The 12,683-nt window shown below is 70.5% G+C and carries 14 protein-coding genes; 4 read left to right on the top strand and 10 right to left on the bottom strand.

Annotated elements, in window-relative coordinates; all coding sequences use genetic code 11:
- Nucleotides 1–31: 31 nt before the first annotated feature.
- On the top strand, nucleotides 32–673 hold the full coding sequence (locus tag VV01_RS20785; protein WP_050671567.1) for a class I SAM-dependent methyltransferase: 642 nt from the start codon (nucleotides 32–34) through the stop codon (nucleotides 671–673).
- On the opposite strand, the gene VV01_RS20780 is transcribed toward VV01_RS20785, so the two are convergent.
- Entirely contained in the window at nucleotides 674–1,282 is a 609-nt protein-coding gene (locus VV01_RS20780; protein WP_050671566.1) for a hypothetical protein, read from the bottom strand.
- A 141-nt stretch (nucleotides 1,283–1,423) separates the two neighbouring features.
- Between VV01_RS20780 and VV01_RS20775 the strand changes: the two genes are divergently transcribed.
- On the top strand, nucleotides 1,424–1,714 hold the full coding sequence (locus VV01_RS20775) for a hypothetical protein (protein ID WP_050671565.1): 291 nt from the start codon (nucleotides 1,424–1,426) through the stop codon (nucleotides 1,712–1,714).
- Nucleotides 1,715–1,805: 91 nt separating this feature from the next.
- Here the strand turns inward: VV01_RS20775 and VV01_RS20770 are convergent, their stop codons facing one another.
- From VV01_RS20770 to serS, 9 genes are all read right to left on the bottom strand, one after another.
- Entirely contained in the window at nucleotides 1,806–2,459 is a 654-nt protein-coding gene (locus VV01_RS20770) for a VOC family protein (RefSeq protein ID WP_050671564.1), read from the bottom strand.
- A gap of 74 nt (nucleotides 2,460–2,533) precedes the next feature.
- Complete coding sequence (locus tag VV01_RS20765; protein ID WP_050671563.1) at nucleotides 2,534–3,343, bottom strand: TrmH family RNA methyltransferase; 810 nt, start codon at nucleotides 3,341–3,343, stop codon at nucleotides 2,534–2,536.
- Nucleotides 3,344–3,495: 152 nt separating this feature from the next.
- Nucleotides 3,496–4,284 (bottom strand): HAD family hydrolase, encoded by a 789-nt coding sequence (locus VV01_RS20760; RefSeq protein ID WP_050671562.1) that lies wholly within the window; start codon nucleotides 4,282–4,284, stop codon nucleotides 3,496–3,498.
- An 81-nt stretch (nucleotides 4,285–4,365) separates the two neighbouring features.
- The gene (locus VV01_RS24105; RefSeq protein ID WP_050671561.1) at nucleotides 4,366–5,304 is read right to left on the bottom strand and encodes a hypothetical protein; all 939 of its coding nucleotides are present in this window, start codon (nucleotides 5,302–5,304) and stop codon (nucleotides 4,366–4,368) included.
- 114 nt (nucleotides 5,305–5,418) lie between these two features.
- The gene (locus VV01_RS20750; protein WP_050671560.1) at nucleotides 5,419–6,630 is read right to left on the bottom strand and encodes an ABC transporter permease; all 1,212 of its coding nucleotides are present in this window, start codon (nucleotides 6,628–6,630) and stop codon (nucleotides 5,419–5,421) included.
- Nucleotides 6,627–7,505: an ABC transporter ATP-binding protein gene (locus tag VV01_RS20745; RefSeq protein WP_050671559.1), complete on the bottom strand. Its 879-nt coding sequence runs from the start codon at nucleotides 7,503–7,505 to the stop codon at nucleotides 6,627–6,629. The genes VV01_RS20750 and VV01_RS20745 overlap by 4 nt, the downstream gene beginning before the upstream one ends.
- A gap of 85 nt (nucleotides 7,506–7,590) precedes the next feature.
- Complete coding sequence (locus VV01_RS20740) at nucleotides 7,591–8,196, bottom strand: response regulator (protein ID WP_082221272.1); 606 nt, start codon at nucleotides 8,194–8,196, stop codon at nucleotides 7,591–7,593.
- A 65-nt stretch (nucleotides 8,197–8,261) separates the two neighbouring features.
- Nucleotides 8,262–9,554, bottom strand: coding sequence for a sensor histidine kinase (locus VV01_RS20735; RefSeq protein WP_197275126.1), 1,293 nt, complete (start codon nucleotides 9,552–9,554; stop codon nucleotides 8,262–8,264).
- Nucleotides 9,555–10,090: 536 nt separating this feature from the next.
- Nucleotides 10,091–11,395, bottom strand: coding sequence for a serine--tRNA ligase (gene serS, locus VV01_RS20730; RefSeq protein WP_050671556.1), 1,305 nt, complete (start codon nucleotides 11,393–11,395; stop codon nucleotides 10,091–10,093).
- A gap of 105 nt (nucleotides 11,396–11,500) precedes the next feature.
- Here serS and VV01_RS23560 point away from each other — a divergent pair, with 105 nt between their 5' ends.
- Entirely contained in the window at nucleotides 11,501–11,668 is a 168-nt protein-coding gene (locus tag VV01_RS23560) for a hypothetical protein (protein WP_157509004.1), read from the top strand.
- Nucleotides 11,669–11,764: 96 nt separating this feature from the next.
- The gene (locus VV01_RS20725; RefSeq protein WP_050671555.1) at nucleotides 11,765–12,679 is read left to right on the top strand and encodes a diacylglycerol/lipid kinase family protein; all 915 of its coding nucleotides are present in this window, start codon (nucleotides 11,765–11,767) and stop codon (nucleotides 12,677–12,679) included.
- Nucleotides 12,680–12,683: the final 4 nt, after the last annotated feature.

The following is a 12,683-nucleotide window of genomic DNA, read 5'->3' as shown; positions in this document are numbered from 1 at the left end:
GCCAGCGACGCTACCGGCATACGCTGGGCCCATGTCCGAGCCGACCGACCAGGTCGCACGCGTGCGCGAGGGCTACAACGCCCTGTCGCGCGCCTACCGCGGCGACATCGCCGACGACGAGACCCAGACACGGTACGCCGGGTGGTTGGCCTGGGTGCGCGACCACACCCCCGCCGGCGGACGCGTCCTCGACCTGGGTTGCGGCAACGGCGTGCCGGCATCGAAGTGGTTGGTGGACAACGGTTTTCGCGTCACAGGCGTCGACGTCTCGGAGGAGATGATCGCGCGGGCTGCCACCCTCGTACCCTCGGCAGAGCTCATCAGGGCTGACGCCAGCGACCCCGACGCCGTCGCATTCGAGCCCGGCAGCTTCGAGGCGATCGTGACGTTGTACTCGCTGATCCACATCCCGATCGACCGGCAGCAGCCGCTCATCACCCGCATGGCGTCATGGGTACGCCCCGCCGGGATCGTCGTCGCGACCGTCGGCCACAACGCGTGGCAGGGACGCGAGCAGGACTGGCTCGGCGGCAGCGTCGACATGTGGTGGAGCCATCCCGACGCGGCGACCTACCGCGCGTGGTTCGAGCAGGCCGGTCTCGCGGTCGTGCACGAGGAGCTCGTGCCCGAAGGCACCAGCGGCCACCAGCTCATGGTGGCCCGGCGCAGCTGATCAGGCTCGCGCGCCCGAGGGCGTCGGGCGGCCCTCGTCGAACGGGATCGCACGCCGGGCCAGCTCGGCACGCAGGACGTCGACGAGCGCGCTGACCTCGGGGTCGGTGGCCGCACCCAGGCCAGTGGCCATCTTGCCGCTGCCGTCGGGCTCACGGTCCAGGAGGTGGTGCTGGTCGGGATCGGTACGGGCCAGCAGCCCGCCGTGGTCGCGAACGCGCACGACCACCTCGCGCGGTGTGTGACCGGCGTCGGCACGGCGTGCGCGACCGTGGGTACGCAGCTCGACGCCCGTGATCTCGTCCCAGTCGGCCCGCACCTGACCGGGGCCGACGATGCCGTCCTTCTCGACCGCGAGCGTCAGCAGGTCCTCGCCGGTCTGACGGGCCAGGATCAGGTTGTTGACCGCGAGCAGCGCGAACATCAGGGCGCCGACGCCGCAGACCAGCACGACCGGCACCAGACCGAGCCGGAAGCCGCCGGCGACCATGCCGACCACCGCCAGCGCAGCCAGCGCGGCGAGGACGACGGCGCCGAGGGCGAACCGGACGCCGAGACGTCGCTCGCGGGCCGGGTCGGAGTACAGCGCGGCCAAGCGGTTCGGGTTCATCGTGTCGCTCCCCTGAGAGATGTCGCCCTGCGCGACAGGGACGTGTGCCCCTGTCCGGGGCGGCAGCGCTCCGACGGCTCACCAGCCGTGGCTGGTTCCGAGCGGCGGCGCGGTGTCCGTACCCGCGCCCAGTGTGGGCCCATGAGCGAGCGGGGCGCCAGCACCCACGACCTGCACGACATCGCCGTGTCGCTGCCCGAGGTGATCGTCATCCACACGCCAGGCCTGGACGACAAGGACGCCTTGGTGCAGGACGAGCGGTCTCCGTTCTTCACGACTCCGCACGTCGACGGCTACCGCGCGGTGCTGATCCGCGAGCGCGACCTGCATCTGGTCAGCGTCGACGAGCTGCGCGAGATCATCACCGACGCGTGGGCCGCCCGCGCACCCAAGCGGCTCGCGAAGGCGTTCCTCGACCGCGAGTCTCGTTGACCCGCAACGGTTCTCGACCTCGTACGAGGTGACTGCGAGGACGACGAAGGGCGCCTGCCGTCGTGGCAGGCGCCCTTCGTACGACGTCGGGTCAGATGGTGATCGAGCCCTTGGAGGTCTCGAACGTCACCGACATCAGACCGGGCGTGCCGTGCGGAGCGGCGAAGTCGAAGCCGACCTCGGGCTCCCACTCGTCACGGTCGACGCCGGGCTCACCGGTGAGGCCGAGCCACTCGCGGACCCGGTCGGGCGAGCCGGCGATCTGCAGGCTCTTGAGGTCGGCGTCGGCGCTGCCGTCGTGGGACGGGTGCTGGGCCTCGTCGTCCCAGTGGATGAAGAACGGCACCTGCGGGTCGGCCATCAGGCCCTTGACGCCCAGCTGCTTCCAGGTGATCTCGACACCGTCAGGACGGTGACGGTTGCCCGGGGCGGCCTCACGACCCACACGCGCCTCGGCCTTGGCGAGGTCACGGACCTCGACGACCCAGCCGAGCCAGCCGCCGCCGTTCTCGGAGCAGGCCTTGACCGCCTGGCCGAACGGGGCCTTGTCGGACGCGGGGTGGTCGAGCGGCTCCACGACCTCGATGAAGCGGTGGTGCGACAGCGGGATCACGACGTTGCGGGTGCCGAAACGCGGGTGCAGTCCCCCGTCCACCACATCGACCCCGAGCTGCTCCCCCAGGCGCTTGGACGTGGCCACGAGGCCGTCCTGCTCGGCTGCGTACACGACGTGGTCTATGCGCATACCGGTCATCGTGCCACGCACCTGGCAAGAACCTGAAAACGGGTATGGCCCGAAACACACACGACACATGGCTGTCATCTGATAGCGCGCTGGCGAACCGCCTCGTACAGCAGAATCGCGGCCGATGTGGCCACATTCAACGAGTTGACCAGGCCCGCCATCGGGATGCGTACGCGGTGGGTGGCGGCGTCGAGAACGGCGTCGGTGAGGCCGTACTTCTCGGTGCCGACGGCGATCGCGACCGGCCCGGTGAGGTCGACGTCGGTGTGCAGCGTCTCGGTGTCGGGCGTGGCCGCGAGCAGGGGGACGCCGCGCTCGGCCAGCCACGTCAGGGTGTCGGCGGTCGGGGCGCTCGCCACCGGCATGGAGAACACCGTGCCCTTGCTGCCGCGGACGACGTTGGGGTTGCCCCAGTCGGTGACCGGGTCGGCGGCGATGACCGCGTCGGCTCCGGCCGCGTCGGCGGTGCGCAGCATGGCGCCGAGGTTGCCGGGCTTCTCGACGCCCTCGGCCACGAGCAGCAGCGGTTCGGCGGGCAGGTCGAGCTCACGGGGCGTGCGGTCGATCGACGGCACGACGGCGAGGAAGCCGTCCGGTCCCTCGCGGTAGGCGACCTTCTCGAACGCCGCCCGCGACAGCCGGACGGTCTCGGCCCCCAGGGCGGCCACCCGGCGTACGACGTCGTCCTGCAGCCCCGGGTCGAGCATCAGCTCGGGGCAGGAGAACAAGGTGCGGGGCACCACACCGGCGTCGAGCGCGAGGGCGAGCTCGTCGTACCCCTCGAGGAGGGTGAGGCCCTCCTGCTCACGGGTACGACGACGGCGCAGCGCGACGAGCGCCTTGAGACGGGGGTTGGACGGGGAGGTGATGACGAGCTCAGCCATGGCCGTCACAGCATTCCGTACGACGTGCGCCGCCCGCCACCAGCGAGTCGAGCCTGCTCACCGAGAGGCCCAGAAATGCCCGAGCGGCCCAGAAAATGCGGCCACACAAGTGGGCCTCTCGCGCGTTGCTGGGCCTCTCGGCGAGAAAGGGCTCAGACGAGCGTGCGCAGGACGAGCGCGAGGCCGTCGTTGTCGACCGTCTCGGTGACCTCGTCGGCGATGTCCTGCACCTCAGCAGGTGCCTGGCCCATCGCGACGCCGCGCGCGGCCCAGCGCAGCATCTCGATGTCGTTGCGCTGGTCGCCGACCGCGACGGTGTCGGCCGGCTCGACGCCCAGGCTGCGGCGTACCTGCTCCAGGGCCGAGCCCTTGGACACGCCCTCGGGGTTGATGTCGAGCCAGGCGGTGAAGCCGACCGCGTAGTTGACGCCGTGCAGGCCGATGCGCTCGGTGAGCTCCATGAAGTCCTCGGCGCTGCCCGTCGGCGACCGGAACGTCACGCGCGTCGCCGGGTGGCCCACGAGCTCGTCCCAGGGCACCACCCGCTGGTCGCCCATGAGCTCGCCGTCGGGGAAGGGCGCGCTGACCTTGAACCCGACGCCGACGTCCTCGACGGCCACGACCGCATCGGGCCAGGAGCCGCGCAGCAGCGTGAGCGCCGGCTTCGGGTCGAACGTGACGGCCTCGATGATCTCGTAGCCGTCGGGCAGGTCGGAGCCCAGACGCAACGTGATCGCGCCGTTGGAGCAGACCGCGAAACCCGTTGAGAGGCCGAGCTTTTCGGCGATCGGGATGGTGGCGATCACGGAGCGGCCTGTGGCCAGCACGACGTGATGACCTGCGTCGGCGACGGCGCGCACGCTGTCGCGGACCGCGTCGGTCAGGTGGCCGTCGTGGTGCACGGTGGTGCCGTCGATGTCGAGTGCGATCAGCAGGGACACGCCGTCAGCCTAAGCGCCGGGGTACGACGAAGGGCCCGCCGGTCGGGTGACCGGCGAGCCCTTCGAGTGGTGCGGTGTGTGTCAGTCGCGCTTGAGCAGGCTCGCGATCGAGACGGCGAGCATCGCGATACCGGCGATGATCACCAGCCACAGACCCCAGCCCGTCGAGACATCGACGGTGCCGCCAGGGCCGACCTGAGCCTTGATGTCGTCGCCGTCGCTCTGGATGTCGAAGTAGTTGTAGATGCCCACACCAGCGACGATGAGGCCGCCGATCACGCCGACGATCGCCGCGGGGAGTCGGATCTTGCCGAGACCCCGCAGGAGCGCCACGACAGCCACGACGATCGCGGCGATGAGGGTGAACCAGCCCTGCTTTGCCTCGTCCTCACCGGTGATCGAGTCGGTGCCCTGCTTGTCGATCTGCGCTTGCACCAGCGGGTTGTCGCTGTGCGCACTGGTGTTGCCCAGGCCGGTGATGGAGACGTCCACGCTGAGGCCGTCACCGCTCATCGACACCTTCGCCCACGTGACGACAGAACCGATGATCGCCAGCACCGCCACGGCGAGCAGGACCCAGCCGAGGATCTTGCCGATGCCCGAGGCCTTGGTCGCGACCGGAGCCGCGCCACCGGCGTACGCCGCCTGGCCGTAACCCTGCTGCTGCCCGTAGCCGGGCTGGGCGCCCTGGCCGTACGAGGCCTGCTGGCCGTAGCCCTGCTGAGCCTGCTGGCCATAGCCCTGCTGGCCGTACGACGGCTGCTGCGGCTGGCCGTACGACGGCTGCTGGCCCTGCTGCTGACCGTAGGACGGCTGGCCCTGCTGGCCGTACGACGGCTGCTGCGGCTGGCCCTGCTGGTGCTGCTGCGGCTCGGTCGGCACCACGGGCTGAGCCCGCGTGGGCTCCTCGTGCGGTGACGCCGGCGCGCGATCGGGCTGCTGACCGCCCTGCCCGGGCAGGCGACGTGCGCCTCCGGGGCCCTGACCGTGGGGCGGCTGACCGCCCGGGGTGCTGCTCATGTGCCCTCCTGCGAAAACGGAACTCTCCCCGCGGCAACGTACAGGTCGCACGGAGCATGTGAACAGGGATGACATTGCAGTTGTGCAACGCCACCCCTGTTCACAGGGTGCTGATCAGTCGCTCGAGCGCAGCGCCTGACGCATCGTCATCCGACCCTGCGTCTGCATCAGCGACCGCCGGTAGACCGTCTCGGCGAGGACCACGATCACGGCTGCGGTGGCTGCCAGCAGCACCAGCGAGACGATCGGCTCCCACCAGGACGCTGTCCCCGCGACCATGCGGGTCGGCATCGCCACGATCGACAGCATCGGCACGTACGACGCCACGACCTGGACCGTGCCCGTCGCGAAGATGCCGGCGAGCATCACGATCATCAGCAGCATCGACAGCGGTGTCGACGTCGACTGGAGGTCCTCGTTGCGCGTGGCGAGCGATCCCGCGACCGCCCACAGCGCCGCCAGCGCGAGGAACCCGAGCACGAAGAACACGACGAACCAGCCGGCCGCACCCGCGACGGCCGCGAGGTCCGAGCCCTGGCCCATTGCGGCCATCCCGATCAGGCCGGCGCCGACGAACAGCGCCAGCTGCGCGAACGCCAGCGCCGTGTTGCCGAGGATCTTGCCGATCAGCAGCTGCCGCAACGGGATCGCGCTGGCCAGGATCTCGACGATGCGGTTCTGCTTCTCCTCGACCACGCTCTGCGCGATCGCCATCCCGAACAGGATCGACGACAGGTAGAACAAGAACGCGAACACGAAGCCCACGACCTTGACCATGCTCGGGTCCCGGCCGCTGTCGTCCAGGAGGCGGTACGACACCGAGCCGCCCTGCTGGAGCTGCTCCATCGTCGTACCGGCCGCCGCGGCGTTGCGCTGGACGGCGAGCTGAGCGGCGGCGGTGCCGACGTACGTCGACAGGTCGTCGTTCTCGTCGGTGTCGCCGATGAGCTGCCACCCGGTGCCCGTACGCACCAGCCCGGCGTCCGCGTCGCCGTCACGGACCTGTTTCTCGACGGCTGCTACGTCGGCGACCTGGTGGGGCCTCAGCGTCAGGTTGGCGTCCCGGGCGTCGGCGCCCTGCTGCGCGACCTGGACGACCTGCGCCGAGCCGTCGCCCGCCACCGCGAGGTCGACCGTCTCGGCACGTCCTCCGAGCCAGCCGCTGACGACCATCGACACGACGATGGCCAGCAGCGTGACGCCGGTCGAGATCAGGAAGTTGCGATCCCGCAGCTTCACCGCGAGCTCGCGGCCCGCGACGATGCGCCAGACGCCCTTCGCGGGTTCGCGGGTCGTCACCTGGCGCTCCTGCGTCGGCGTGCTCATGCGGTGACCTTGCGGTAGATGTCGGCGATGGACGGCGTGACCTCGACGAGCTCGCGCACACCGCCACGGCGCAGCGCCTCGGCGAGGACCTCGTCGGTCGTGGCCGACGTCAGCTCGAGCAGCGCGCTCGGGCCGTCGACGTCGACCACGGTGACGCCGGAGAGCCCCCTGACCCATCCGGCGTCCCCCGACACCACCAGGCGGTGCCGCGTCGTACCCGTACGACGCAGCCCCTCGGACGTGCCCTGCGCGACGACGCGACCACGGCTGAGGACGACCAGCCCGTCGCAGAGCCGTTCGACGAGGTCGAGCTGGTGCGAGGAGAAGAGCACGGGTACGCCGCGCACGGTGTACTCGCGCAGCACCTCGACCATCGAGTCGACAGCGGCCGGATCGAGGCCGGAGAACGGCTCGTCCAGGATCAGCACGTCCGGCTCACCGATGACGGCAGCCGCGATCTGGACACGCTGCTGGTTGCCCAGCGAGAGCGACTCGAGCTTGTCGGTGCGGCGTTCACCGAGGTCGAACCGGTCGAGCAGCGCCGTGGCCGCCGCGCTCGCGTCCGAGGCCGAACGCCCTTGCAGGCGAGCGAGATACACGAGCTGGTCATGGATCGGCTGCTTCGGGTAGAGACCGCGCTCCTCCGGCATGTAGCCGAAGCCTCGCCGGTCGGCCGCGGTGACCGGGTCGCCCTGCCAGCGGACCTCGCCCCCGTGAGCCGCGAGGACTCCCATGATCATGCGCATCGTCGTGGTCTTGCCGGCACCGTTGCCGCCGACGAAGCCGGTCAGCTGCCCGTCCGGCACGTCGAACGACACGGCATCGACGGCGACCTTGTCGCCGAAACGCCTTGTCAGCTGGTCGATCTCAAGCACTCCACGCCTCCCGGTCGGTCATGGGACCAGGCTAGGAACGGCGTACGCCGACCGGATCCGCCACGAGGCGGGACGTGGGGTCTGCTCACTCCCCCGGAAGGATGAGGCCGGTCTCGTAGGCGAGCACGACGGCCTGGACGCGGTCGCGCAGGTGCAGCTTGGACAGCACGGACGACACGTGGGTCTTGACCGTCGCCTCGCCGAGGTAGAGCTCGCCGGCGATCTCGGAGTTGGACAGTCCGCGGGCCATGAGTCCGAGCACCTCCCGCTCGCGCGCGGTCAGCAGGTCGAGACGCGAATCGCGTTGTGCTGCTTGCGGACTCGACGGAACGGTGTCGAGCTGGGAGATCACCCGACGCGTCACCTCAGGAGCCAGCAGCGCGTGCCCGTGGCCGACCGCTCGTACGGCATCGGCGAGGTCGTCGGGGTCGGTGTTCTTGAGCAGGTAGCCGCTCGCGCCCGCTCGCAGGCCGTCGAAGAGGTAGTCGTCGCGGTCGAACGTCGTGAGGATGATGACCTTGCCGATGTCCTCGCGCACGATCGTGGCGGTCGCCTCGATGCCGTCCATGACGGGCATCTGCACGTCCATCAGGATGACGTCGGGCTGCAGCCGGCGGGCCAGCGTCACGGCCTCGGCGCCGTCGGACGCCTCGCCCACGACCTCGATGTCGTCCTCGACGCCCAGCATCATCGCGAAGCCGCTGCGCACCAGACGCTGGTCGTCGACCAGCAGCACCGTCAGCGCGTCCTGTGCCGTCACGATCGGACCGTCAGCGGAAGTCGCACCCGGACACGGTAGCCACCGGTCTCGCGCGGCCCGATGTCACCCAGACCGCCCTGGGCGATGATGCGTTCGCGCATGCCGACCAGACCGAGGCCGCTGCCACCGGTGCCGCCGCGCGGGTCGCCGTCGTCGAGCACCTCGACCTCGGCGTACGCGCCGTCCGCCTCGTCCAGCGCCCGCAGCACCACCCGCGCGCTGTCGGCCGTGGAGTGACGGCGGATGTTGGACAGCGCCTCCTGCACCGTGCGGTAGAGCGACAGCCCCACCACCGACGGCACCTCTGCGAGCATCCCCGGGCTCGCCTCGACCTCGGCGTACGAGACCCGCAGCCCGCGCGACCGCACCTCGTCCACCAGGGCCGGGATGTCTCGTACGGTCGGCTGCGGTGCGCGGTCGTCGTCGTCCGCGCGCAGCGTGCCGAGCAGCGAGCGCATCTCGCCGACGGCCTCCCGCGCGGAGTCCTCGACCTGCTGCAACGCGCCCGCGGCCATCTCCGGACGCCGGTCGAGCGTCTTGCGTGCCGCCCCGGCCTGGATGCCGATGACCGCGACGTGGTGCGCGACCACGTCGTGCAGCTCGCGGGCGATGCGCAGGCGTTCGTCGAGCGTCGCCTGCTGCTGCAGCTCCAGCGACTGAGCCTCGATCTTCTCGGCCTGCTCCTGCAGCGCGGCGCGCTGCCGCGCGGTGCGCCAGGCCATCTGACCGGCCGCCATCGCGCCGCCGAAGAAGACGGCGTTGGTGACGAAGGTGTAGACGACGCTCGCCACTCCCGCGCCGAGCAGGCCCACGTCGGGGCGAGAACGCATCTCGTCCCACGAGTCGCCCCACACGAACTGCCAGGCCAGCCAGCCGAACATGAACAGGACCATCAGCCCGGTGACGACCAGCGCTCGACCGCGCGGAGCACCCCACGCCATACCCGAGTAGAACCCGAACAGGTAGAGGATCTGCGGGGTGAACTGGAGCATCAGCTCCGGCATGAACACACCCGTGCAGAACATCGCCGCCGCCACCAACGCCATCGCGGTCAGCGGGAAGCGCCTGCGCCAGACGATCACGACCGCGGTCGACACCAGTGCGGCGTACTCGACCCAGACCGGCTTGCCCGTGACGAGCACCGCCATGCTGCGTGCCGTCTCGAGGCCGATCGCCGCGAGCAGCAGGAACGCCGCGGCCGTGAGGAGGTCCTGCCTCAGCCAGCGTTCGGGCAGCGGACGCCGCCAGCTGTCACCCAGCGCGAAGAACCGCGCCCCACCATGTCGCACGGCGACCAGGGTAGGTCGGTGACCGCGGCCGCCGCCTCCGTCGTACGACGGAGCCCCCACTGGTTGAGCCCTCTCGCTGGTTGAGCCGGGCGAGCGCCCCAGCGCGAGCCCGTGTCGAAACCATCGCGACCGCGGACGGACGAGTCTCCCTGCGACTCACCAGGTTTCGACACGCCCCTCGGCTAGCGCCTCGGGTCGGCTCAACCAGCGGGAGGACGGCTAGCGCCTCGGGTCGGCTCAACCAGCGGGAGGACGGCTAGCGCCTCGGGTCGGCTCAACCAGCGGGAGGACGGCTAGCGCCTCGGGTCGGCTCAACCAGCGGGAGGACCTCGGGCCGGCTCGACCAGCCGAGACTTCCTGGGTCAGGAGGGGTCTCGTCGCGCAGTGTGCACTGGTTCGTCAGGTGAGCCAGCTGCGCGAGTGGTTCACCACACGAACCAGTGCACACTCCTCACCGAACCCCTCCTCGACCCGCTCGCAGCCGAGCCGGCCGCCCCCGCTGGTCGAGGAGGGCCGGCTCGACCAGCGATGGTGGTTCAGAGGGGCTTGAGGACGTCCAGTCCGAGGAACGGCTGCAGCGCCTCGGGCACCCGCACGGAACCGTCGGCCTGCTGGTGGTTCTCGAGGATCGCGACCAGCCAACGGGTGGTCGCAAGCGTGCCGTTGAGCGTGGCGACGGGCTCGGTCTTGCCGCCCTCGACGCGCTGCCGCACGCCCAGCCGGCGGGCCTGGTAGGTCGTGCAGTTCGAGGTCGAGGTGAGCTCGCGGTAGCGGCCCTGCGTCGGCACCCACGCCTCGCAGTCGAACTTGCGCGCCGCCGAGCCACCGAGGTCACCGGCCGCGGTGTCGATGATGCGGTACGGGAGCTCCATCTTGCCGAGCATGTCGCGCTCCCAGCCGAGCAGCCGCTGGTGCTCGGCCTCGGCGTCCTCGGGCTTGCAGTAGACGAACATCTCCACCTTCTGGAACTGGTGGACGCGGATGATGCCGCGGGTGTCCTTGCCGTGCGAACCGGCCTCGCGGCGGTAGCAGGACGACCAGCCGGCGTAGCGGCGCGGGCCGTCGGACAGGTCGAGGATCTCGTCCTTGTGATAGCCGGCGAGCGCGACCTCGGAGGTGCCGACGAGGTAGAGGTCGTCTGCGGGCAGGTGGTAGACGTCCTCGTGCGCGTCGAGGTAGCCGGTGCCGTCCATGATCTCGGGCCGCACGAGCGTCGGCGTGATCATCGGCGTGAACCCGTGCTCGACCGCCTGCGCGATCGCCATGTTGAGCATCGCCAGCTCGAGGCGGGCGCCGACACCGGTGAGGAAGTAGAACCGCGAGCCCCCGACCTTGGCGCCGCGCTCCATGTCGATGGCGCCGAGGCGCTCGCCGAGCGCGAGGTGGTCCAACGGCTCGAAGTCGAACGTCGTCGGCTCACCGACCTTCTCGAGCTCGACGAAGTCGTCCTCACCGCCCGGCGGGACACCGTCGATGACGATGTTGTCGATCTGCTTGAGAGCCTTCTCGAAGGCGCGGCTCGCGTCGGACGAGGCCTGCTCGAGCTCCTTGACCCGGGTGCTCAGGGCCGTCGCGTCGTCGCGGGCCTGCTGGGCGGCCTTCTCGAGGTCGTCGGTCGGCTCGCCCTTCTTCTTGGCGGCGTTGAGCGCGCCCATCGCGGCACCGACGTTCTTGCTGACCGACTTCTGCTGGCCACGGGCGGCCTCGAACTCCTGCAGAGACGACCGCCGCACCTCGTCCGCGCTCAGGGCCGCGTCCACGAGGCCCTCGTCGGCCCCGCGGGAGCGCTGGCTGGCGCGCACCAGGTCGGGGTGGTCACGAAGCAGCTTGATGTCGATCACGGACGTCAGGGTACCGACGGCCGGCGGCGTCCTCGTACGGGAATTGCCGTCCACGTACGACGGTCGCGCGCGTACGCCCTCGCGCGGACGGCTAGGCTGGCGCTCGTGGTCGATCTGTTCTCTGAGCTCATGCTGTGCCTCGGCTTCGCCATCGTGCTCCTGGCGGTCCCGGGCTTCCTGACGTCGCTGCTGTTCGGCAAGGGCGAGAAGTCGCTCAAGCCGACGGCCGTCCCCGGCACGTCCGAGCCGCACGTCGGTTCCGACCCCCACTGACGACGACGGTCCCTCCCGAGCCCGCCGCTGCACGGCGCCGGCTCGGGTAGGTTGACCCCGGACCAGCGGCGACAGCGACGTTGACGAGGTGATCAGGTGAAGCGCGGTGCGGTCATCGTCAACCCTTCCAAGACGCGCGACCTGCATCGTCTGCGCTACGACCTGAGCGCGGTCTTCCAGGGCTTCGGCTGGGCCGAACCCCTCTGGTACGAGACGACTCTCGAGGACCCCGGCATCGGTCAGGGCCGCGCCGCACTCGCCGAGGGCGTCGACATGGTGTGCCCGCTCGGAGGCGACGGCACGGTCCGCTGTGTGGCCACGGCCCTGCGCGGCAGCGGCGTCCCCATGGGCCTGCTCGCCGCCGGCACCGGCAACCTCCTCGCCCGCAACCTCGGCCTGCCGTTCCGCCGCTACACCGACGGCCTGCGCGTCGCGCTCAGCGGTCGCGACCTGTCGATCGACGTGGGCACCGTCCAGATCGACCGCGACGGCACGGGCACCGCGGTCGAGGACCACTGCTTCTTGGTGATGGCCGGTCACGGCCTGGACGCCGACATGCTCGGCGGCACACCCGAGACGCTCAAGGCCAAGATCGGCTGGATGGCCTACGTCGTCGCCGGCACCAAGCACCTGCGTGCCAAGCCCGTCGAGACGCAGGTCCACGTCGACGGCCAGCTCGCGCGTTCGGGTCCGGCGACCACGGTCATGGTCGGCAACTGCGGCCAGCTCACCGGCGGCGTACGCCTGATGCCCCAGGCCCGCGTCGACGACGGGCTCCTCAACGGCGTGGTCCTGTCGGCCGGTCGCCCGAGCGAGTGGACGCGGCTGGTCGCGCACGTGCTCAGCACCAAGATGACCGACACGATGGAGGTCAGCCACCTCATCGGTCAGGAGTTCAGCGTCCGATCGACCGAGGCGCGCAGTGTCGAGCTCGACGGTGACCTGCTCGGCGAGACGGTGGGGCTGACGGTCGGTGTCGACCGCCGTTCGTTGATCATCCGGGTGCCCTGACAGG

Origin of the sequence: Luteipulveratus halotolerans (genome assembly GCF_001247745.1) — a bacterium.
Taxonomy (GTDB): Bacteria; Actinomycetota; Actinomycetes; order Actinomycetales; family Dermatophilaceae; genus Luteipulveratus; species Luteipulveratus halotolerans.
This window is presented reverse-complemented; position numbering and strand designations above follow the sequence as displayed.